The following is a 20827-nucleotide window of genomic DNA, read 5'->3' on the forward strand; positions in this document are numbered from 1 at the left end:
CGGCGCGCGGCCAGCCATCACCATGTCCAGCCCCGCGCTGCCCATGCGGCAGCGGCCTTCCGGGGGAGCCCGTCCAGAGCGCGAACAGCTCGACCTGTTCCGTGCCCTGCCGGGCGACATGGCGCCGCGCGACAGCCAGGACCTGATGGCGTTTCCGTTCTTCTCGCTGGCGAAGTCGCGGCGCGCGGCGCCGATCGACTTTCGCAGCGGCAACGTCACGATCCGCGTGGAGGGCACGGCCGAGCATGGCATCGCGACCATCTGGGATGCCGACATCCTGATCTGGGCCGCCAGCCAGATCGTGGAAGCGCGCGACGCGGGCCTGCGCCCCTCGCGCCTGATGCAGGCCACGCCCTACGAGATCCTGCGCTTCATCGGGCGCGGCACGTCGCTGCGCGACTACCAACGCCTCAAGGCCGCGCTGGATCGCCTGCAGTCCACCACGGTGGCCACGTCCATCCGCGAGACCACGGGCAGGCGCCTACACCGCTTCTCGTGGATCAACGAGTGGAAGGAGCTGGCCGACGCCCGGGGCTCGCCACTGGGCATCCAGCTGATCCTGCCGGACTGGTTCTACGCGGGCGTGCTCGACGCCGCCCTGGTGCTGACCATCGACCCGGCGTATTTCCGGCTCACCGGGGGCATCGAGCGCTGGCTGTACCGGCTGGTGCGCAAGCACGGTGGGCGGCAGGAACAGGGCTGGCAGTTCGACTTCCAGCACCTGTACCGCAAGTCGGGCAGCGTGGCGCGCTACTACGACTTCGCGGCCGACCTGCGCGCGCTGGTGGCGCGGCAGGCCTTGCCGGGCTACCGCCTGGGCATCGAGCACGTTGCCGGGCTCGCCTCCCCGCTGCTGACGTTCCGGCCCGTGCCGCACACGGCACGGGGATAAGCGGTGCGTGGCCTGTGGACGGGCTCGTGCCATCAGGCAACACCGGTGTCGTGCTATCGGGCAACGAAGCCTCGTGCTATCAGGCAACAGAATCGGCCGCCAGGCCAATGCCGGCGCGGGTTTCGGCCTCTCTTAACTTACCTAACTCAAATTCACTAACTGGTAGTAGAGGCACCGCGCCACGGTGGACAACCGCCACGCGGCTCGAAGCGCAGCAGCCAAAGCCCGGCTTTCCAGCAGGAAGGGGCGCGCCATGATCGTCGCGCTGCTCAACCAGAAAGGCGGCGTGGGCAAGACCACGCTCGCCACCCACATCGCCGGTGAACTGGCCATGAGAGGCCAGCACGTCATCCTGCTGGATGCCGACCCCCAGGGCTCTTCGCTGGACTGGACGCAGCGCAGAAGCCAGCAAGGCTTGCCCAGGCTGTTCAGCGCGGTGGGCCTGGCACGCGAAACCCTGCACCAGGAGGCGCCAGAACTCGCCAGGCGGGCCGATCACGTCGTCATCGATGGCCCACCCCGGATCGCAGCCCTGGCGCGCTCCGCGCTGCTGGCCGCCGAGCGGGTGCTGATCCCGGTACAGCCCAGTCCCTACGACCTGTGGGCCAGCGCCGAGATGGTGGCGCTGATCCGTGAAGCGCAGGTGTTCCGGCCAGCGCTGCGCGCGGCCTTCGTCATCAACCGGCGTGTCAGCACCACGGTGATCGGTCGCGAAGCGCGGCAGGCGCTGGCCGAACAGCCTCTTCCTGCGCTGCGCGCGGAAGTGCATCAGCGCATCGTGTTCGCCGACAGCGTGGCCGCTGGGCGGCTTGCGCGCGAGACGGCGCCCGGCAGCGCCGCCGCGCGCGAAGTCACCGCGCTGGTGGACGAACTGCTGCGGTGGCCGTCATGACCTCGAAGCCGGCACCGCACAGCCAGCGCACGGCCAAGCGGGTCGGCATCGGCGCGCGTCCGCCCGCGAACCCGCACGCCGAGGCCTGGATTCGCCAAGGCGACGCCGATGCGCTGAACAAGGGCGACCTCTACACCGCGCGCCTGACCCTCGACATCACGCCCGCCCTGCGCTCGCGCATCAAGGTCTCGGCCTTCACGCAAGGCGTGACGGTGGCCGAGCTGCTGCGCGCGCTGCTGGAGCGGGAGTTCCCCGAGAAGACACCATGAACAGCATTTCCCATCCGATTGCGGCGGCGTCTTCGGCCGCATCTGCGGTTGCCATGGCGGTTGCACTGCAGCCGCCTGCCGGCCAACCTGGCCGCACACCGTTGACCCGCGTCTCGCTGGCCTATGTGGAACAGCGCTTCAACCTCTATCTGCGCTTCGGCGAACCCACGCGCACCGTCCAGCTCGACCGCTGGCGGCGCTGCGCCGTGTTCCTGCCGAACGCCATGTTCTGCCGCATCCGCTGGCAGGCCAACGACTACGGAACGATCCGCTGGCAGCTCATGGTGCTGCAGGCCTGCACGCCGCTGGACGCCGCGCAGCGCATCCCCGGCGTGCGGCCGGGCGCGCGCATGCTGCTGCACGCCGAGGGCGAGCAGAAGGTGCGCGCCGTGCTGGAGAAGATCGACACCATCGAGGCGCTGGGCATCGCCGCCATCGACGTGTCGCCCGCGTACTGGGGCACGCTGGGCAACCGGCTGGCCGCGTGGACGGCTGGGCGCTCGTCTGCGCCGTCGTCTCTGCCGCTGCTGCTGCCGGACTACACCGCCGAGCGGCACGCAGCCTGGCTGGCCGGGCGGGGGCTGCAATGACGGCCACAACCACCACGGCTGCGCGCCCCAACGTGCGCACTCGCGTGCTGCTGGCGGCGCTGTCTGCCTGCGGCCTCGCCGCACTGGCCTGGGCGGCATTCGCGCGGCCACTGCCGCGCATCATCTACAACCCGTCCGACAGCGTGACAGTGGGCTGGTATCGCATCGAGCCGGCGCCTGCGCGGCCCGATGCGCTGCACGTCGGCAGCATCGTGTTGACCCGCTTGCCGACAGACGCTGCAGCGCTCGCCGCGCAGCGTGGCTATCTGCCGCAGCGCATTCCGTTGCTCAAGCGGGTGGGCGCCGTGGCCCCGCAACACGTCTGCATCGTCGCCGGTGTGGTGCGCATCGACGGTGTGCCGGTGGCAACCGTGCTGGCCGCCGACCGGCTTGGGCGGGCCTTGCCTTCCTGGCCGCACTGTCGGCAGCTACGGGCGGGTGAACTGTTCCTGCTGAGCAGCACCAATCAGGCGTCTTTCGACAGCCGGTATTTTGGGCCGGTCAGTGCAGCCGATGTGATCGGCGTTGCGCACCCGGTGTGGCTGGAGACACGCCCGTGATGGCCGCCGATTTGCTGCGCATCATCGTGCTATCGGGCGTGTCGATTCGGCAGCGCTCCGCGTGTCGTCGCGCGTGCAGTGCGAGCGCATCCGAGCTGCATTCCAACGTGCAGACATCTTGCCTTGAACGCGGCCGGCCTGCGGCCATCGGCGCGTTCCCCGGCGCGCTGGCTGCTCGTACAGCGGTGGCGCCGGGGCAGGACTGCCGGGAGCGAAAGCGGGAGGCAGGGATGCAAGGCAAGATTGAAGGGTGCGGCACCACGGTGCGCACCAAGCCAGTCTGCACGTGGGTTTGCGGCGGCACGCGCCCGAGGGCGCCTTCGTGCCGCCAGTGGCGCCAAGGCCTTGGCGCCATTGACCCATCCGCGTGCCGCCTTCGCCGGGGTGCGACGGGCTTGTCTGGGGCTGTGTCATGAGCCAGCGCGCTTCATCGGATGGGGATGACGGTTTCCGCCCACGGCCCGGCAAGCCCAAGCAGCGTGGCGACACCTTCATTGCGAAGGTGCTGCGCCAGACCAGCAAGGCGGCTGGCGCCACGGGTCGCCGGCGCGGTGCGGGTGGCAAAACCAGCGGCAAGGTCCCCGGCTCGCGCCTGGGGCGCGGCCACGTGGCGGCACGCTTCACCGGCCAGTCGCTGACCGCCCAGTCACGCCGGGCCACGGTGAAGGTGCGGCTGGTGTACCTGCAACAGGCCAGCGGCCGGTCCACCGTCCAGCACCTGCGCTACATCGAGCGCGAAGGCGTGGACCGCCAGGGCGGGCCGGGCCACGCCTACGGGCCTGCTACCGATGCGGCGGACACCGCTGCCTTCGAGGAAGGCGGCCGGGGCGACCGCCACCAGTTCCGCTTCATCGTCTCGCCCGAGGACGCGGAGCAGCTCGAAGACCTGCGCACCTACACCCGCCACCTGATGGCCCGCATTGAGGCCGACCTGGGCACCCGGCTGGACTGGGTGGCGGTGGACCACTGGAACACCGACAACCCGCACACCCACGTCGTGCTGCGCGGCACGGACGACACCGGCAAGGACCTCATCATCTCGCAGGCCTACATCACGCGCGGCGTGCGCGAGCGGGCGATGGAGCTGGCGACCGAATGGCTGGGGCCGCGCACCGAGCTGGAGATCCAGCGCACCCTGGCCCGCGAGGTGGAGCAGGAGCGCTGGACCAGCCTGGACCGCACCCTACAGCGCGAGGCCGTCGATGGCCTGGTGCGCACCGACCGCTTCAGCGCCCCTGCGTTGCAAGGCCAGCGCCTGCTGCTGGTCGGGCGCTTGCAGCGGCTGCAGCGCATGGGCCTGGCCACCGAAACCCAGCCCGGCACCTGGGCCGTGCATGCCGAGGCCGAACCCACGCTGCGAGCCATGGGCGAGCGCGGCGACATCATCCGCACCCTGCAGCGGGCCATGGGCGGCAAGCAGCGCGAGCTGGCCGTGTTCCAGCCCGGCCAGGAGAGCCGTGGAAGCGGCCACGCCATCATCGGCCGCGTGGCCGGCAAGGGGCTGGCAGATGATCTGTACGACCGGGGCTATCTCGTCGTCGATGGTATGGACGGCAAGGCGCATTACGTGGCCCTGCCGCCCAGGACCGAACTGGCGCAGTACCCGGTGGGTGCGGTGGTCGAGGTCAGGGGCTCCGCCGAGGTGCGCGCGGCAGACAGGAACATCGCTGCGCTCGCAAGCAATGGCCTGTACCGCACCGACTACCACCTGGCGATGGCGCGGGGGCAGGCAGAGGCCGGGCGCGACCCCCAGGAGGTCGTTGCCAGCCACGCCCGCCGACTCGAAGCCCTGCGTCGTGCCGGCATCGTGGAGCGCGTGGCCGAGGGGCTGTGGAAGGTGCCGGCCGACTTGCCCGAACGCGGGCGCCAATACGATGCGCAGCGCCAGGGCGGCGTGGCCGTGGAGTTGAAATCGCACCAGCCCATCGAGAGGCAGGCCCGGGTGATCGGGGCCACCTGGCTCGACCAGCAGTTGATCGGCGGTGGGCAGGGCCTGGGCGACATGGGCTTTGGCAGAGAGGTCAAGGGCGCGCTGCAGCAGCGCGCCGACTTCCTGGCCGAACAGGGGCTGGCCGAGCGGCGCGGCCAGCGGGTGATCCTGGCGCGCAACCTGCTGGCAACCCTGCGCAGCCGGGAACTGGCGCAGGCCTCGAAGGACATTGCCGCCGAAACGGGCCTGGAGCATCGGCCCGCAGCCGACGGCCAGCGCGTGGCTGGCATCTACCGGCGCAGCGTGCTGCTCGCCAGTGGGCGCTTCGCCATGCTCGATGACGGCAAGGGCTTCAGCCTGGTGCCGTGGAGGCCCGTCATCGAGCAGCGGCTGGGCCAGCAACTTGCCGCCACGGTACGCGGCGGCGGCGTTTCCTGGGAGCTGGGCAGGCAGCGCAGCCCGTCTATTGGCTGGTTATGAACGGCTGTGCAACCTACAGGCGCTGACGACCTATCCGTCACGACCGGGATCTCGTGTCGATCCAGATGATCCTGACGTGCAAAGCCTGACTTCGCTAGGCAGTATGGCGAATTGCCTGCGAAAAGCCTCAGCAAAGTGACTCATGTTGGTATAGCCCAACTCAGCAGCCACGACGCTGACAGAAACTTGTCCCTGTAACAGCCGCAGCCGGGCAGCGTTCATGCGCTCCACCTGGAACAGCCCGTGAGGGCTGTTGCCAAACAAGCGGCGAAATCCACGGGTCAACGAAGGCTCGCTCATGCTCGCTACCCGAGCCAGTTCGGCGAGTGCCGGCGCCTGACTAAGATCAGACAAAAGCCGGTCGCGTGCCCGCATGAGCCTTCTATCGCTCGCCTTGCTTGAGTCTGGCTCAGTGTCTGAGCCCCGCGACTCCAGGAACAGACCAATCAGGGACATCGCCTGCCCCTGGAACCACAGCGAATGACGCAAGGATGCATGGGATGCGTCCATCTCTGCCAACATCCGGTTGAGCCACTGTGCCGTGGCCAACAACTCTCCACCGCGGTGCCAGGAAGCGTATCCGCCCCTGGCGAGCAGGTTGCGCAGCTCGCTGTCTGGCTGGCCCATCCACGTCAGGAACACATCGGGGCGCACCATCACCGACAGGTTTTCCAGCGCACCTTGCTGCCGGTAGATCCCACGTCGTCCTGGGCTGTAGCTGATGCGCCCGGCTTTGTCCTCGATCCTGTGATGCACGCCGTCCTCGAACAGGCAGTCCGCTTGTCCTGCAAGATTGCAGTTAAAGCTAAAACTGATGCGCTCGCTGTCGTCGTACAGCGGAAGTTCTACGGGTTGCTCGAAATGTCCAGCCCAACGGACGATCTCCACACCATCCTGTAGCGGCAGCTTGCAGACTTTGCCGCAACGCCCCTGACCCAACGCCATCTCCGGCACGTTGGTGACAAGTTGCGAAACCAGAATGTCTGATGTGCCTATGGCGCTGGACATGGGAATAAATGATCGGATGGGGGTATTGATTGATCGGTTCGGGATGGCTAACGCGAATAAGAATCGTTACTGTATGCCATATCTAGATGTAACTCCACTTCTTCGCCGGCACGACGGCGTTTTCCCTGATCGAAATGGGCGGAGTCACGTTAAGTACGCCCGTCGTCGCATCTGAATTCAGCTCTTGAAATCCCTTGCTGCGGCGATCCCAGAGATCCTCACCGAAGGAAACCTCATGCCGCTCAAAGCCGAATCGCTTGCTTTCCCGCCCACCACAACTCAACTGCCAAACGCATTCCGCCCCATCATACTGTGCAGTTTGTTGGCGCTCTCCCACGGCCTCCATGCAGCGCCGAATGACGAGGCCAGGGCTGCCGGGGACACGTCGTCGGCCAAAGAAGACACAGTACAACTGGCTCCCGTTGTCATAAGTGGACGGAAATCTGATCTCGACGAGCCCAAGACACAACCCTATGGAACCACGACGGTCAGTGCCGAAGACCTGACCACGCAGCGGCTGGAAAGCGTCGAGCAGGTGCTGCGCGCTACTCCGGGTGTCAGTGTCAATTCATCGAGCGGCATTGTGGACAACAACGTCTACATCCGTGGCGTCGGTTCGCTCTACCAGAGCAGCAGCGACGACCTGAGTTTCGGCTTGTCCATAGACGGTGTGCAGGTGCCCTCCCGATATCTGTCGCTGGGCACACTCGATGCGCAGGGCATCAGCATCCTCAAAGGCCCCCAAGGCACGCGCACTTCCGCCAGTGGCGCCGCCGGCTTGATCGATGTACGAACCCAGCGGCCAACCTCGCGACTGGATGGCTACGTGCGCGCCGAAATCGGGCAGGACGGTAAGAATCTTGAGGAGGCCGCGATCAGCGGCCCTTTGACGGACAAGTTCAGCGGCCGCATCGCGATCCGGCACGCGGGCGAAGACCTCTGGGTGAAGAACAGCCAGACCGGCGGCCCGGCCAGCAAGCCGGACGATCTGGCCTTCCGCGCCAGCCTCCTGGGAGAAATCACCCCGCGCACCTTCATTGAACTGAACGCATCGCAGCAGCGCATCAAGGAGTCGCCCAACCTGCTGGTACTGCGCCCTTATGGCGGTTCACCACAGATCGACCTGCCTGCTGATGTCTATCGCGTCAACGACCAGAAGCTGGGCCTGTATTCGCTGCGTGTGAGCCATGACACCGATGCCAGCAGCCTCAGTGCGACAACCGGCTACACGACGACGGATTTCACCCGGGTGCTGGCCTACGACCAGAGCCTCTACCAGGCACTGTACGGCGTGCCGGGCTCCTACTGGCAGACCTATCAGGGCAGCGAGCACGTCTTCAGCCAGGATCTGCGCTGGGCCTCGCTCCAGGGAGCGCCAGTGGCCTGGAACCTTGGCGCGTACTTCTCGAACGGAAAGCGGTCGAACAACACGCTGAATCAGGCGCCGGCCAGGGGGAACATGTACGCCCGCGACTACGCCACCCGCCGATACGCGGTCTACGGCAACGTGACCTATCCGCTGACCGACGTGCTCAAGCTCGACACGGGCCTGCGCCACGACTGGTCGCGGCGGACCTACGATGCGCTCTACAACGGTTGGGGCGGGCCATCGATCGACCAGCGCCGCCTGGACGACGACTACACCACCGGACGCATCGGCCTGAGTTATGACTGGACGCAGCAGACCATGGTGTATGCGTCCTTGTCTCGTGGCCACAATCCGGCCTCGTTCCAGGATTTCGCCGGGCAGGTGGCCGACAGTGCGCCGTACAAGGCCGCCAAGGTCGATGCGCTGGAACTGGGGGTCAAATCGGCCACGGACGATCAACGCTTCGAGTTCAACGCGGCGGTGTTCTACAACAACGTCAAGGACAACCAGACGCTGGTCTACGACAGCGCGACCTACGTGAGCAACGTGGTCAATCTCGACACCCGCAGCAAGGGCGTCGAAGTCGGTGGCAAGTGGCGTGTGGACAGCAGCCTGAGCCTTACAGCTGGCCTGGCCTACACGGATGCGACGATAGCCAGCGCACTCAACACCTCGGTCGGCCGCATCGACAGTGGCAACCGCATGCCGGACGTGGCCAAATGGTCGGCGGCGCTGGGCGCGCAGTACCGCAAGTCGCTGCCGGGTTTCCTGGGCCTGTCCTCACCGGTCCTGAACGCCCAGGCGAACTATGTCTACATGGGACGCCGGGCAGCGGACCCGCAGAATCATTTCGACCTTGGCAGCTACGGCAAGCTGGATGTGCGCATCGGGATTCAGCAAGGGCGCGGTGAGTTTTACCTCTGGGCCGACAACGTGCTGGACAAGCAATACGACCTGTACGGCTACTGGGCCTCACCCACGGCCACCTATGGCGCGCCCTCGCGCGGGCGCATCGTCGGCGTCGGTTTCCGTTACCAACTGTGATGGCGAACGGCATCGTGACAGCAGCACCGATGACAACCGCGCCAACCGGCATCGCCAAAGCGACCTGGTGGCTGCTGGCCAGCCTCTACACCACGCAGTCGGTGGCGCTGATGTTCTTCATGGGCGCCTTCGTCGCCATCCTGCTGGAACAAGGCGCATCGATGGAGCGGGTCAGTCTGGTCTATGCGGTGGGCATGGTCTGGCCCTTCAAGTTGCTGTGGGCGCCCTTCATCGACCGCTTCCGCCTGGGCTGGCTCGGCCACTACCGTGGCTGGTTGATCCTGATGCAGTCCGGCCTGGTCATCACACTGGTCGCCCTGGCCGGACTGGACGTGGTCCGGGATTTCGAGGCCATCTATGCAGGGTGCCTGCTGATCGCCTTGCTCTCTGCCACGCAGGATATCGCGGTCGATGGCCTGGCCTGCCGTGTGCTGCCCCCCGCCCGGCGCGGCCTTGGCAACGGGCTGCAGATCGCAGGCGGGCTGATGGGCAACCTGGTCGGCGCCGGCGCGGTGCTCGTTGCCTACCGGTACGTGGGCTGGCACGGCAGCATGATGATCCTGGCGGCGGTCACCGCCGTATCGCTCGTGCAGTTGGTCTTTTACCGCGAGCCCCGCTGGCCTGCCGTGCAGGCCCGGACGCGGGACTTCGTGCTGCGCCTGTGGACCTTCTGGCGCCAGCCTGGCTGGCCGCGCTGGCTGCTGCTGGTGCTGTTCTACACGGTCAGCAGCAGCCTGGCCTATGCCCTGGTGATACCGTTGCTGATGGCGCGCGGCTGGTCACTGGATCGCGTGGGCTGGGTGGTCAACGTGTTCGGTTCGGTCCTCGGTTGCGCAGCGGCGATGGGGAGCGGCTGGGCACTGTACCGACTGGGGCGTCGGCGGGCGCTGGTCTGGGCGGCCGTGTTGCAGGTGCTCGGTGTGCTGGCGATCGCTCTGTTGCTGCGTGAAGAGCTGAGCGACGGCATCGCGATGGCTGCGGTCGGCGTGTACTTCCTCGGCTACAACCCGGCCGCCGTGGTACTGGCCACGCTGATGATGGACCACGTCTCGCGGGACAGCCCGGCCACCGACTACACCGTCCAGTACAGCCTGAACCAGTTCTTCGCGCTGGGCATGATTACGGCCGGCGCGGCGCTGGCGGTTCCGATGGGCTACGGCGGCGTGTTGGCATTGGCGGCGGCCGTGGCCGTGCTGGCGGCAGGGCTGGCCGGCATCTATCGCGAGCCCTTGCACATGGCGGCTGGAGGTGACGCATGAAGGCCGCATCCCTGGCTCCCCTCACGCAGCCCCAGAGCTTCTGGGGTTTGGCGCTGCGCGGTGCTCACACGCTCGGATGGGCCTGTGCCACCGCCATCCTGTCGGCGGCTCTCAGCGTGGCACCCTTCTGGTTCCTCTATCGCATCGCCATCGAGCTGTTCGCCCCTCGACCCGATCTGAGCGAAGTGCGCCGTCTGGCCGCCTGGGCGCTGGCGCTACTGGCACTGCGCTGGGCATTGATGGCCGTCAGCCACGTTCTGGCGCACAAGGGTGCGTTCGCCGTGCAGCACCGCTTGCGGGTGGGCATGGCACGCCGCCTGAACGAGGTACCGCTGTCCTTCTTCGCCGGACGTGGCAGCGGCCACCTGCGGCGCACGTTGACCGACGACGTGAACAACCTGGAAGGCTTCCTGGCCCATATGCTGCCCGATGCCATCGCCTCTGCCGCCGTCCCGCTGGCCGCGATGGCTTTGCTCTTCGCAGCGGACTGGCGTCTGGCGCTCGCCTCATTGCTGCCGCTGCCGCTGGCACTGGTCGCGCAGCACGTGCTGATGCGCCGAGCGGCCGGGCGCATGCGGGAGTGGAGCGAACTGCAAAAGCGCATCGCCGATCAGGTGGGTGAATACGTGCGCGGCATCACCGTGGTCAAGGCTTATGGCCGCGACGCGCGCTCCTTCGGCGAACTGTCGGGCGCGGTGCGCGGTGCCGTAGGCTGGGTCGAGGACTACGCACGTGACAGTTCAGCCGGCTGGGTGCTGTTCACCGGCCTGCTGTCGGCCAATCTGGTGATCGTCGCGCCGCTGGGTGCCTGGCTGCATGTGCAAGGGACGCTGGATCTGCCGACCTACGTGCTCTTTCTGCTGGTGGCACCGGCCGTGCTGCTGCCGCTGCTGCGCCTGACCTTTGCCCTGGGCGAGCAGTTGCAGCGTGCCGAGTCGCTGGCGCGGATCAACGACGTGCTGGGGACCCCCGCGCTGACTCAGCCGGCACAGCCAACGATCCCCGACGGTAGGCTGGACCTGGACTTTGCCGATGTGCGCCACCGCTACGGCAGCCGCCTGGCGCTCGATGGCGTGAGCTTGCGTGCTGAAGCCGGCTGCCTGACCGCACTGGTCGGTACCAGCGGTTCCGGCAAAAGCACGCTGGCGCGGCTGGTGGCCCGGCTGTATGAGGCCGAATCGGGGCATGTGCGAGTGGGCGGCATGGACGTGCGTGACTGGCCGCTGGATGCGCTGCTGGCGCGCATCGGCATCGTCTTCCAGGAGGTGTTCCTGTTCCATGGCTCGGTGGCCGAAAACCTCCGGCTGGCCCGTCCGGACGCCAGCGATGCCGAGTTGCAAGCCGCCGCGCGCGCGGCCCGCGCGCACGACTTCATCCAGGCCCTGCCGCTGGGCTACGACACACCGCTGGGCGAGCGCGGCGCGGGCCTCTCGGGCGGCGAGCGGCAGCGCCTGTCGATTGCCCGCGCCTTGCTCAAGGACGCGCCCATCCTGCTGCTGGACGAGGCCACCGCCAGCGTGGATGCCGAGAACGAAGCCCTGATCCAGCAGGCGCTGGACACGCTGTGCCAGGGCCGCACCGTGCTGATGATCGCCCATAGGCTGCGCACCGTGATGCATGCCGACCGCATCATCGTGCTCGACGCCGGACGTGTGGCTGGCCAAGGCCGGCACGACGAACTGCTGCGCGACTGCCCGGCCTACCAGCGCCTGTGGCGCGACCACGAGTCGGCGCGAGACTGGTCCCTGGCCGCCGACGGACGGCGTGACGCAGAAGAGGCCGCGCCATGATCCGCGACCTGCTGTTCGCCGGTCACCGGCTTTCAGGTCAAGGCGACACCCGGCTGCGGCGCGGCATCGCCCTGGCAGTGCTGGAAGGCGTGGCCGGCGCCGCCATGTACCTGCCCTTGATTCTGCTGCTGCAAGAGGTGGCGGCAGGCACGGTCACGCCGCTGCGCATTTCGACCTGTGCGCTGGCGATGCTGGCCTGCATGCTGCTGCGCATCATGGCCGGGCACATCGGCATGCCGATGCTGTTCGCTGGTGCCTACGCCATGATGGGCGAAGCCCGCCTGCGCGTCGCCGATCACCTGCGGCACGTGCCGATGGGCTGGTTCACCCGCCAGCGCAGCGGCGACCTGAGCGCGCGCCTCACCTCCGACCTGGAACTGATCGAACACCTGTGGTCGCACTTCCTGGGCAGCTTCGTCAGCGGGCTGGCGATGCCGCTGGCCCTGATGCTGTTTCTGGCCTGGGTGGACTGGCGACTGGTGTTGGTCGTGCTGGCCGGGTTGCCTCTGGCATGGATCGCCCTGGCCTGGACGCAGCACGTCGTCGCGCGGCCGGGCGAACGCCTGATCGCAGCCAGCGCCGCTGCGCAATCTGCCCTGTTGGAGTACGTGCAGGGCATCGCAGTGATCCGCAGCTTCGGCCGCTTTGGCGAGGCTTGGCGCCACCTGGTGGCGGTGCTGGACGAGCAGCATGCCGCTCTGGTGGCGGTGGAAGCCAAACCCACGCCCTGGCTGGTGTCCTACGGCTTCCTGCTGGAAGCGGGCTACATCGGTCTGGTGTTCGCTGGCGTCTGGTGGCTGGCTGACGACACGCTGACACCGCTGACGCTGGTTGCCTTCCTGGTCGTAGCGGTGCCGGTGTACCGACAGTTGTTCGAGGTCGGTCTGGCGACCATGATGTTGCGCTTCTCCCGGCGCGCGCTGCGGCGCATCGAGGCCCTGCTGGCTGTACCCCTGCTGCCGGAACCGGACGCAGGGAAGGCACGGTCGCCTGTCGACCACGACATCGTGTTCGACGGCGTGCGCTTCGCCTACGACGGGGGAGACGGCGCCGTGCTGGACGGCGTGAGCTGCACCATCCCGGCCCGAGGGCTGACGGCCGTGGTCGGCCCCAGCGGCGCGGGCAAAACGACGCTGGTGAACCTCATCGCCCGCCTGTGGGACGTGCAGGAAGGTTCCATCCGCCTGGGTGGCGTGGACCTGCGCGAGATCGGCACCGGCGAACTGCACCGGCATGTGGCCCTGGTGTTTCAGGACGTGGTGCTGTTCTCCGGTACCGTGCTGGACAACCTGCGCCTCGGTCGGCCCGAGGCCTGCCGCGAAGAGGTCACTGCCGCCGCCAGGCGGGCGCAGGCGCATGACTTCATCGAAGCACTGCCGCAAGGGTACGCCACGGTGCTGGACGAAGGCGGCGCGTCGTTGTCGGGGGGCGAGCGCCAGCGCATATCCATCGCCCGCGCGCTGCTCAAGGATGCCCCCATCCTGCTGCTCGACGAGGCCACCGCCAGCGTCGATCCGTCGGCCGAGGCAGAGATCCAGCGCGCCATCGCCGAGCTGGCGCGTGGTCGCACCGTGGTGGTCATTGCGCACCGGCTCAAAAACGTGCGCCACGCTGATCACATCCTGGTGATGGAGCACGGACGCCTGGTGGAACAAGGACGGCATGACGACTTGTTGTTGCAGGGCGGCCTCTATGCGCATCTGTGGTCACGGCAACAGGTTGCGCAGGGCTGGCGCGTTGGGACGATGTAGAAGCGGAGCACATGGCCAATCTGATCAGCCACATGGTCCGCCCTGCCTATTGGTGACAGGTGGTGAACGATGAGAAGTCGAGCGTTCACGGATCGAGCGTAGTGTTGGGAGGCGTGCCATGGACTTGCGGCATCTGCGTTGCTTCATGGCAGTGGCCGAGGAGTTGCACTTCGCCCGTGCGGCTGAGCGGCTGCACATGGAGCAATCGCCCCTGTCACGGGCGATCAAGGAGCTGGAAGAAGAACTGGGCACCTTGCTCTTCGTGCGCACCAGCCGCAGCACGCGGCTGACGCGGGCTGGCAAGCTGCTGCAGGAGCACGCGCCGCGCGTGTTCCTGGCGCTGGAGCAGGCGCGCGACAGCGTGAAGGCGGCGGCCAATGGTTTTCATGGGCAGTTGCGCATCGCGCTGTCGGACCGGATCACGCCCTCGCGCCTGCCCGCGCTGTTGGCGCGGTGCCGCGAGGAAGACCCGGAGATCGAGATCCGCCTGTTCGAGGTGACGCTGGCCCAGCAGATCAAGGGCCTGCACGACGACCTGTATGACGCGGGCTTCTCCATGTCCGACGAGGTGGGCGAAGGCCTCATCGTCGAGCCGACCTGGGAGGACGAGCTGATGGTGGCGGTGCCCGCGCGCCACCCCGTGCTGGCCTACAAGCGCGTTCCGCTGGACGAGGTGCTGCGCTATCCGCTGGTGCTGGGAGACCCCAATGCCTGCGAGGGCCACGTGCGGCAGGTGGATCGCATCCTGCGCAAGCACGACAAGGAGCCCTTGATCGTGCAGCGCGTGGCGACCTTCGAGGTCATGATGACGCTGGTGTCCGCCGGTTTGGCCCTGGGGCTGGCGGGTGCCGCACACATCGCGTCCACGCGCGAGCCCAACGTGGTCGCACGCCCCCTGGCCGGGCGGCCCCCGATGCTCACCACCTACCTGCTGCGCCCGGATGCGGAGCCTTCGCAGGCCTTGGCCCGCTTCATCGAGCGGCTGGAGTCCCTGGGGCCGGGCAATGCATAGCGCGTGGCGTTCCCAACCCGTACATCCCCTCACGCACTACCGTACCACTGCACCACACCTTGGAGGACGCAAGCCATGAAGCCTTTCCAACCCATCGCGCTGCTGTCCTTGCCGCTGGCGGTGCTGTTGGCCGCCTGTGGCCAGTCCGCCAGCAGCACGGAGACGGTGGAGTTCCTCGTCGGCAACCCCGAGCGCCTCAAGGAACTGCGCCAGCAGTGCAAGACCGACCGCGCCAAGCTGGGCGACGAGCTGTGCAACCGGGTGGCTGAAGCCACGCGGCGGCGCTTTGTCGGTGACGGCAAGGTGCCCTACACCCCACCCAAAGAGCAGCCCAAGTTCTGACGGACCCGGATCGTCTGCCGCCTGCAACAGCAGGCGCATGAATGTGCTCCACACGCCGCAACGCGCCTGCGCTTGCGGCGTTTTCGCTGGCCGCGCCAGTGCTGGAACCAATGCTTTTTGCGGCATCGACGTCCCGATAACGGTCTTTGACCGCAGCCTCCCACGGCACCGATCCTGAAGGGTGCGGCACGTTCCTGTGCCGTGAACGGAGGCTCAAGGCATGCAGGGAACGAACGTGCTGTTCGGTCAGATCGCCGTGGTGTTCGGCATCGTGATCGCCGGGGTGTGGGGCGCCACGCAGTGGACCGCCGCCGCCCTGGGCTACCAGCCACGCCTGGGCCTGCCCTGGTTCGATGTCTTCGGCACACCGATCTACCACCCGTGGCGGCTGTTCGAGTGGTGGTTCTTCTTCGACGCCTATGCGCCGCAGGTTTTCGACACGGGTGGCGCCATCGCGGGCGGGAGCAGCCTGGTGGCGGTGCTGGTGGCCATCGGCATGTCGATCTGGCGCTCTCGGCAGGCCAAGCTGGTCACGACCTACGGCACGGCGCGGTGGGCGAATGCGCAGGACGTGCGCCAGGCCGGGCTGACCCAGCCTGCAGGCGTGTTCCTTGGGCAGCACGACCAGCACTACCTGCGCCATGAAGGCCCGGAACACGTGCTGACCTTCGCGCCCACGCGCTCGGGCAAGGGCGTGGGCCTGGTGGTGCCGACGCTGCTGTCCTGGCCCGCGTCCGCCGTCATCCACGACATCAAGGGCGAGAACTGGCAGATCACCGCAGGCTGGCGCTCGCGCTTCTCGCACTGCCTGCTGTTCAACCCCACGGATGCGAAGTCGGCAGCCTACAACCCACTGCTGGAGGTGCGGCGCGGCGCGCATGAGGTGCGCGACGTGCAGAACATCGCCGACATCCTGGTCGATCCCGAAGGCGCGCTGGAGAAGCGCAACCATTGGGAGAAGACATCGCACGCACTGCTGGTGGGTGCCATCCTGCATGTGCTGTACGCGGGCGAGGACAAGACGCTGCGCGGCGTGGCCAACTTCCTCAGCGATCCGGCGTGCCCGTTCGAGCTGACGCTGCACCGGATGATGACCACGGCCCATCTGGGCGATGGGCCTCATCCGGTCGTCGCCTCTGCGGCGCGCGAAGTGCTCAACAAGAGCGACAACGAACGCTCGGGTGTGCTGTCCACGGCCATGTCGTTCCTCGGCCTGTACCGCGATCCCACGGTGGCCGAAGTCACCTCGCGCTGCGACTGGCGCATCGCCGACCTGATCGCAGCAGAGCATCCGGTGTCGCTGTACCTGGTGGTCCCGCCCTCGGACATCAGCCGCACCAAGCCACTGATCCGGCTGATCCTCAACCAGATCGGTCGGCGCCTCACCGAATCGCTCGATGGCTCCGACGGCATCGCGCGCCGCCACAAACTGCTGCTGATGCTCGACGAGTTCCCGGCGCTGGGTCGCCTGGACTTCTTCGAGACGGCGTTGGCCTTCATGGCGGGCTACGGCATCCGTAGCTTCCTGATCGCGCAGTCGCTCAACCAGATCGACAAGGCCTACGGCCAGAACCATTCGATTCTGGACAACTGCCATGTGCGCGTGACCTTCGCCACCAACGACGAACGCACAGCCAAACGCATTTCCGAGACGCTGGGCACGGCGACCGAGCTGCGCGCGCAGCGCAACTACGCCGGCCACCGGCTTGCGCCGTGGCTGGGGCATTTGATGGTCTCGCGCCAGGAGACGGCGCGGCCGCTGCTGACGCCGGGCGAGGTGATGCAACTCCCACCCGATGAAGCGGTGGTGATGGTCTCCAGCGTGGCGCCGATCAGGGCCAAGAAGCTGCGCTACTACGCGGACGGCAACTTCAAGCGCAGGGTGCTGCCGCCGCCAGTGCTTGCGGCCGGGCAGTACGCCGATGCGCCGCCGTCGCGCCCGGACGACTGGAGCGGGCTGGCGATTCCTTCAACGCCTGCCGCGCCTGACGCAGCCGCTACGCCATCCGCCCATGACTTCGGCAGCGCCGACGACGGCGGCCCACGCCGCCAGCCCGAGCTGACGGAGACCGTCGCCTACGACCCCGCGCTGGCCGCGCCCGCGCCAGACCTCGGGTTGCTCGATGACGACGACGACACGCCGCTTCCCCTCCCTCGCCAGCTCGATCCCGCCATGCAGCGCACGGCCCGGCTGGCATCCCTCGACCCCAACGACGGAATCGACCTATGAGCCCTCATCGTTCCAGCTACCGCCTCAACCTGTTCATCCAGCACGAGCACGCCAGGCGCCTGGACGAACTGGCCGCCAAGAAAGGCGTGTCCAAGTCGTCCATCGTTGCCGCTGCCTTGGCGTCCTGGCTGTCGCCCGATGCCGGCGACCAGCGCGAGGCGGCCATCGCCAAACGCCTGGATCGCCTGTCGCGCCAGGCCGAGCGTCTGGAGCGCGACCAGAACATCCAGATCGAGACGCTGGCGCTGTTCATCCGCTACTTCCTCACGGTGAGCACGCCGGTGCCCGAAGCCCATCAGGACGCGGCACGCGCGCAGGGCAAGGCCCGTTTCGAGCAGTTCGTGGAGCAGTTGGGTCGCCACCTGCTGCGCGGGCGCAGCCTGGTGCGTGACGTGGTGGAGGAACTGCATCCTGATCCGTCCCGCGTGAGCGAGGAACAGGAGCGCAGCCCATGACCACTGTTCCTGCATCGTTCACCGCCACCTCCCTGGACCGGCGCATCCGCATGCTGCGCACGGCGATGGGGCCGTTGATCGCCGCCGTGCTGGAAGACCCCGACGTGGTGGAGATCATGCTCAACCCCGACCGCACACTCTGGATCGACCGGCTGTCATCGGGCCGCGCGCCGATGGGCGTGGAGCTGCCCGAGGCCGATGGCGAACGCATCATCCGCCTGGTGGCGGCCCACGTCGGTGCGGAGGTGCATCGCGGCCAGCCGCTGCTCACAGCCGAGTTGCCCGAGACGGGCGAGCGCTTCGAGGGCATCCTGCCGCCGGCCGCGCCCGGCCCGGCCTTCGCGCTGCGCAAGCGCGCCGTTGGCGTGATCCCGCTGGAGCGCTACGTCATCGACGGGATGATGACGGCCGACCAGGCGGGGTTTCTGGTGCGGGCCGTGCGCGAGCGCCAGAACATCCTGATCGCGGGCGGCACCAGCACGGGCAAGACCACCTTGGCCAACGCGCTGCTGGCCGAGATCGCCGCCACGGGCGACCGTGTGCTGGTGCTCGAAGACACGGTGGAGCTGCAATGCGCCGCGCGCGACCACGTGCCACTGCGCACGCGCGCGGGCGTGGTGTCCATGACCGAGCTGGTGCGCTCCTCCATGCGCCTGCGGCCGGACCGCGTGGTGGTGGGCGAGGTGCGCGGCCCCGAGGCGCTGGATCTCATCAAGGTCTGGGGCACGGGCCACCCCGGCGGCATCGCCACGATCCACGCCGGCACCGCACTGGGCGCGCTGCTGCGCCTGGAACAACTGATTCTCGAAGTGGCAGTGAACCCGCCGCGTGCGCTGATCGCCGAGGCGGTCAACGTGGTGATCCACATCGGCGGGCGCGGGCGCAAACGCCGCATCGAGAGCATCGCCCGCGTCGTCGGCTTCGACGGCGCGGGCTACCGATTGGCGGATGGCCTGGCGAACGCAATGGACGCGCTGGACGCGCCATTGCCCGAGCTGCCGCCGATTCCCGACGCCGCACCCGGTGCGGCGCCTTCCTCGTCCCTGTCCCCATCCCTCAATCCCTCTGGAGAACTGCCATGACGCACGTTGATGCTTTCCGTATTTCTGTACATCCGGTTTTCAGCCCGGCCAGGCTGCGCAGCCTGGCGCGCCCTGCGGCGCAAGGGCTGTTGTTGTCTGCGCTGATGCTCTTGCTGGCCGGTACGGCGCAGGCCGCTGGTTCCGCGATGCCGTGGGAAGGCCCGCTGCAGTCCATCCTCGAATCCATTCAGGGGCCGGTGGCGCGCATCGTGGCGGTGATCATCATCATTGCGACCGGCCTGGCGCTCGCGTTCGGCGACACGTCGGGCGGTTTCCGCAAGCTGATCCAGATCGTGTTCGGCCTGTCCATCGCGTTTGCCGCGTCGAGCTTCTTCCTGTCGTTCTTCAGCTTCTCGGGCGGGGCGGTCGTATGAGCAGCCCGGATGCCTTCGCGGCCGGGTTCGCCAATGGGTTCGAGATTCCGCTGCACCGCTCGCTGACCGAGCCGATCCTGATGGGCGGCGCGCCGCGCACCGTGGCGATTGCCAACGGCACGCTGGCCGCCGCCGTGGGGCTGGGCCTGCAACTGTGGATTCCCGGCGTGGTGCTCTGGATCGTCGGCCACTCGCTGGCGGTGTGGGGTGCGCGTGTCGATCCGCAGTTCATGCAGGTCTTTGCGCGGCACATCAAGCACCGACCGCTGCTGGACGTGTGAGGGGACGCGAAGATGCTGAACCTCGCCGAATACCGCCAGCGGCCCGCGCTGCTGGCCGACTGGCTGCCCTGGGCCGGGTTGGTGGCACCGGGCGTGGTGCTGAACAAGGATGGTTCGTTCCAGCGCACGGCGCGGTTTCGGGGGCCGGACCTGGACAGCGCGACGCAGGGCGAGCTGATCGCCACGTCGGCACGGCTCAACAACGCGCTGCGCCGGTTGGGGTCGGGATGGGCAGTGTTCGTGGAGGCCGAACGCCGTGCGGCCGCCGACTACCCGCATTCGGACTTTCCGGAACCCCTGTCCTGGCTGGTGGACGAGGAGCGCCGGGCCGCCTTCGAGGACTCGGGCCACCACTTCGAGAGTGGCTACCACCTGACGCTGGTGTTCCTGCCGCCCGAAGAATCCCACGCCCGCGCGGCCGGGATGCTGTACGAGAACCGCCCCACCGAAGGCGTGGACTGGCGCGAGCGCCTGGCGGCCTTCGTCGCGGAAACGGATCGCGTCTTCGACCTGCTCGACGGCGTGATGCCGGAGATCGCCTGGCTGGACGACAGCCAGACCTTGACGTATCTGCACGCCACCATCTCGACGCGGCACTATCGCGTGGGCGTGCCCGAAGTGCCGTTCCATATCGACGCGCTGCTGACAGACTCCACCCTGGTCGGTGGTCTGGCGCCCATGCTGGGCGAGCAGCATTTGCGGGTGGTGTCGGTGCGGGGTTTCCCGACCTCGACCTGGACGGGGATTCTGGACGACCTCAACCGCCTGGGCTTTGCGTACCGCTGGAGTACGCGCTTTCTGTGCCTGGACAAAGCCGAGGCGGAACGGGAATTGGGGCGCCTGCGCCGCCAGTGGTTCGCCAAGCGCAAGAACGTCATCGCGCTGCTGCGCGAAACCATCTTCCAGCAGGAAAGCCCGCTGGTCGATACCGATGCGAACAACAAGGCGTCTGACGCGGACGCTGCTTTGCAGGAGCTGGGCAGTGATCAGGTCGCCTTCGGCTACCTCACCGCCACGGTGACGGTGCTCGATGCCGATCCGGCCGTGGCCGACGAGAAGCTGCGCAGGGTGGAGCGTGCCATCCAGGGCCGGGGCTTCGTCACCATCCCGGAAACGCTCAACGCCGTGGATGCCTGGCTGTCGTCCATTCCGGGCAATGCCTACGCCAACGTGCGCCAGCCCATCGTCTCGACGCTGAACCTGGCGCACATGATGCC

Annotated in this window: 19 protein-coding genes; 18 read left to right on the top strand and 1 reads right to left on the bottom strand. The window is 67.7% G+C overall.

Going from position 1 to position 20827, the window contains the following annotated elements; all coding sequences use genetic code 11:
• Positions 1–22 precede the first annotated feature (22 nt).
• The 6 genes from BLQ61_RS14250 (at position 23) to BLQ61_RS14285 (ending at position 5613) form a co-directional block, all read left to right on the top strand.
• On the top strand, positions 23–892 hold the full coding sequence (locus BLQ61_RS14250; protein ID WP_091571690.1) for a replication initiator protein A: 870 nt from the start codon (positions 23–25) through the stop codon (positions 890–892).
• A gap of 253 nt (positions 893–1145) precedes the next feature.
• Complete coding sequence (parA, locus tag BLQ61_RS14260) at positions 1146–1784, top strand: ParA family partition ATPase (protein WP_091571695.1); 639 nt, start codon at positions 1146–1148, stop codon at positions 1782–1784.
• A complete protein-coding gene (locus BLQ61_RS14265) occupies positions 1781–2053 on the top strand; it encodes a chromosome partitioning protein ParB (protein ID WP_091571698.1) in 273 nt (90 codons plus the stop codon). Before parA ends, BLQ61_RS14265 begins: the two co-directional genes overlap by 4 nt.
• Positions 2050–2643 carry a DUF2840 domain-containing protein gene (locus BLQ61_RS14270; RefSeq protein WP_091571701.1) on the top strand — a complete coding sequence of 198 codons (594 nt, stop codon included), beginning with the start codon at positions 2050–2052 and terminating at the stop codon, positions 2641–2643. Before BLQ61_RS14265 ends, BLQ61_RS14270 begins: the two co-directional genes overlap by 4 nt.
• On the top strand, positions 2640–3203 hold the full coding sequence (locus tag BLQ61_RS14275; protein WP_091571703.1) for a S26 family signal peptidase: 564 nt from the start codon (positions 2640–2642) through the stop codon (positions 3201–3203). Before BLQ61_RS14270 ends, BLQ61_RS14275 begins: the two co-directional genes overlap by 4 nt.
• Before the next feature lie 412 nt (positions 3204–3615).
• A complete protein-coding gene (locus BLQ61_RS14285) occupies positions 3616–5613 on the top strand; it encodes a relaxase/mobilization nuclease and DUF3363 domain-containing protein (protein WP_091571706.1) in 1998 nt (665 codons plus the stop codon).
• A 30-nt stretch (positions 5614–5643) separates the two neighbouring features.
• On the opposite strand, the gene BLQ61_RS14290 is transcribed toward BLQ61_RS14285, so the two are convergent.
• A complete protein-coding gene (locus BLQ61_RS14290) occupies positions 5644–6621 on the bottom strand; it encodes a helix-turn-helix transcriptional regulator (protein WP_091571709.1) in 978 nt (325 codons plus the stop codon).
• A 184-nt stretch (positions 6622–6805) separates the two neighbouring features.
• Between BLQ61_RS14290 and BLQ61_RS14295 the strand changes: the two genes are divergently transcribed.
• From BLQ61_RS14295 to BLQ61_RS14350, 12 genes are all read left to right on the top strand, one after another.
• Positions 6806–9034, top strand: coding sequence for a TonB-dependent receptor (locus BLQ61_RS14295; RefSeq protein WP_139182758.1), 2229 nt, complete (start codon positions 6806–6808; stop codon positions 9032–9034).
• Complete coding sequence (locus BLQ61_RS14300; RefSeq protein ID WP_245704073.1) at positions 9034–10293, top strand: MFS transporter; 1260 nt, start codon at positions 9034–9036, stop codon at positions 10291–10293. The genes BLQ61_RS14295 and BLQ61_RS14300 overlap by 1 nt, the downstream gene beginning before the upstream one ends.
• Positions 10290–12083: an ABC transporter ATP-binding protein gene (locus BLQ61_RS14305; RefSeq protein WP_091571714.1), complete on the top strand. Its 1794-nt coding sequence runs from the start codon at positions 10290–10292 to the stop codon at positions 12081–12083. Before BLQ61_RS14300 ends, BLQ61_RS14305 begins: the two co-directional genes overlap by 4 nt.
• Positions 12080–13834, top strand: coding sequence for an ABC transporter ATP-binding protein (locus tag BLQ61_RS14310; protein ID WP_091571717.1), 1755 nt, complete (start codon positions 12080–12082; stop codon positions 13832–13834). Before BLQ61_RS14305 ends, BLQ61_RS14310 begins: the two co-directional genes overlap by 4 nt.
• A 118-nt stretch (positions 13835–13952) precedes the next feature.
• On the top strand, positions 13953–14846 hold the full coding sequence (locus tag BLQ61_RS14315) for a LysR family transcriptional regulator (RefSeq protein ID WP_091571721.1): 894 nt from the start codon (positions 13953–13955) through the stop codon (positions 14844–14846).
• Positions 14847–14921: 75 nt separating this feature from the next.
• Positions 14922–15188: an EexN family lipoprotein gene (locus BLQ61_RS14320; protein WP_091571724.1), complete on the top strand. Its 267-nt coding sequence runs from the start codon at positions 14922–14924 to the stop codon at positions 15186–15188.
• 220 nt (positions 15189–15408) lie between these two features.
• Entirely contained in the window at positions 15409–17418 is a 2010-nt protein-coding gene (locus BLQ61_RS14325) for a conjugal transfer protein TraG (protein ID WP_091571726.1), read from the top strand.
• Positions 17415–17873 (top strand): ribbon-helix-helix protein, CopG family, encoded by a 459-nt coding sequence (locus BLQ61_RS14330; RefSeq protein WP_091571728.1) that lies wholly within the window; start codon positions 17415–17417, stop codon positions 17871–17873. The genes BLQ61_RS14325 and BLQ61_RS14330 overlap by 4 nt, the downstream gene beginning before the upstream one ends.
• The gene (gene trbB / locus BLQ61_RS14335; RefSeq protein ID WP_091571731.1) at positions 17870–18955 is read left to right on the top strand and encodes a P-type conjugative transfer ATPase TrbB; all 1086 of its coding nucleotides are present in this window, start codon (positions 17870–17872) and stop codon (positions 18953–18955) included. Before BLQ61_RS14330 ends, trbB begins: the two co-directional genes overlap by 4 nt.
• Positions 18952–19329, top strand: coding sequence for a TrbC/VirB2 family type IV secretion system protein (locus BLQ61_RS14340; RefSeq protein WP_091571734.1), 378 nt, complete (start codon positions 18952–18954; stop codon positions 19327–19329). The genes trbB and BLQ61_RS14340 overlap by 4 nt, the downstream gene beginning before the upstream one ends.
• Positions 19326–19610 carry a VirB3 family type IV secretion system protein gene (locus tag BLQ61_RS14345; protein WP_091571736.1) on the top strand — a complete coding sequence of 95 codons (285 nt, stop codon included), beginning with the start codon at positions 19326–19328 and terminating at the stop codon, positions 19608–19610. The genes BLQ61_RS14340 and BLQ61_RS14345 overlap by 4 nt, the downstream gene beginning before the upstream one ends.
• A 12-nt stretch (positions 19611–19622) precedes the next feature.
• The coding region (locus BLQ61_RS14350; RefSeq protein ID WP_483823611.1) for a VirB4 family type IV secretion/conjugal transfer ATPase at positions 19623–20827 on the top strand (1205 nt) is incomplete at its 3' end.

The organism is Oryzisolibacter propanilivorax (assembly GCF_900103645.1).
Taxonomy (GTDB): domain Bacteria; phylum Pseudomonadota; class Gammaproteobacteria; order Burkholderiales; family Burkholderiaceae_C; genus Melaminivora; species Melaminivora propanilivorax.

What these genes read in the sequence shown, in the direction of transcription:
- BLQ61_RS14250 (WP_091571690.1), top strand. Translation starts at nt 23, where the DNA reads ATGTCCAGCCCCGCGCTGCCCATGCGGCAGCGGCCTTCCGGGGGAGCC.
- parA (WP_091571695.1), top strand. Translation starts at nt 1,146, where the DNA reads ATGATCGTCGCGCTGCTCAACCAGAAAGGCGGCGTGGGCAAGACCACG.
- BLQ61_RS14265 (WP_091571698.1), top strand. Translation starts at nt 1,781, where the DNA reads ATGACCTCGAAGCCGGCACCGCACAGCCAGCGCACGGCCAAGCGGGTC.
- BLQ61_RS14270 (WP_091571701.1), top strand. Translation starts at nt 2,050, where the DNA reads ATGAACAGCATTTCCCATCCGATTGCGGCGGCGTCTTCGGCCGCATCT.
- BLQ61_RS14275 (WP_091571703.1), top strand. Translation starts at nt 2,640, where the DNA reads ATGACGGCCACAACCACCACGGCTGCGCGCCCCAACGTGCGCACTCGC.
- BLQ61_RS14285 (WP_091571706.1), top strand. Translation starts at nt 3,616, where the DNA reads ATGAGCCAGCGCGCTTCATCGGATGGGGATGACGGTTTCCGCCCACGG.
- BLQ61_RS14290 (WP_091571709.1), bottom strand. Translation starts at nt 6,621, where the DNA reads ATGTCCAGCGCCATAGGCACATCAGACATTCTGGTTTCGCAACTTGTC.
- BLQ61_RS14300 (WP_245704073.1), top strand. Translation starts at nt 9,034, where the DNA reads ATGGCGAACGGCATCGTGACAGCAGCACCGATGACAACCGCGCCAACC.
- BLQ61_RS14305 (WP_091571714.1), top strand. Translation starts at nt 10,290, where the DNA reads ATGAAGGCCGCATCCCTGGCTCCCCTCACGCAGCCCCAGAGCTTCTGG.
- BLQ61_RS14310 (WP_091571717.1), top strand. Translation starts at nt 12,080, where the DNA reads ATGATCCGCGACCTGCTGTTCGCCGGTCACCGGCTTTCAGGTCAAGGC.
- BLQ61_RS14315 (WP_091571721.1), top strand. Translation starts at nt 13,953, where the DNA reads ATGGACTTGCGGCATCTGCGTTGCTTCATGGCAGTGGCCGAGGAGTTG.
- BLQ61_RS14320 (WP_091571724.1), top strand. Translation starts at nt 14,922, where the DNA reads ATGAAGCCTTTCCAACCCATCGCGCTGCTGTCCTTGCCGCTGGCGGTG.
- BLQ61_RS14325 (WP_091571726.1), top strand. Translation starts at nt 15,409, where the DNA reads ATGCAGGGAACGAACGTGCTGTTCGGTCAGATCGCCGTGGTGTTCGGC.
- BLQ61_RS14330 (WP_091571728.1), top strand. Translation starts at nt 17,415, where the DNA reads ATGAGCCCTCATCGTTCCAGCTACCGCCTCAACCTGTTCATCCAGCAC.
- trbB (WP_091571731.1), top strand. Translation starts at nt 17,870, where the DNA reads ATGACCACTGTTCCTGCATCGTTCACCGCCACCTCCCTGGACCGGCGC.
- BLQ61_RS14340 (WP_091571734.1), top strand. Translation starts at nt 18,952, where the DNA reads ATGACGCACGTTGATGCTTTCCGTATTTCTGTACATCCGGTTTTCAGC.
- BLQ61_RS14345 (WP_091571736.1), top strand. Translation starts at nt 19,326, where the DNA reads ATGAGCAGCCCGGATGCCTTCGCGGCCGGGTTCGCCAATGGGTTCGAG.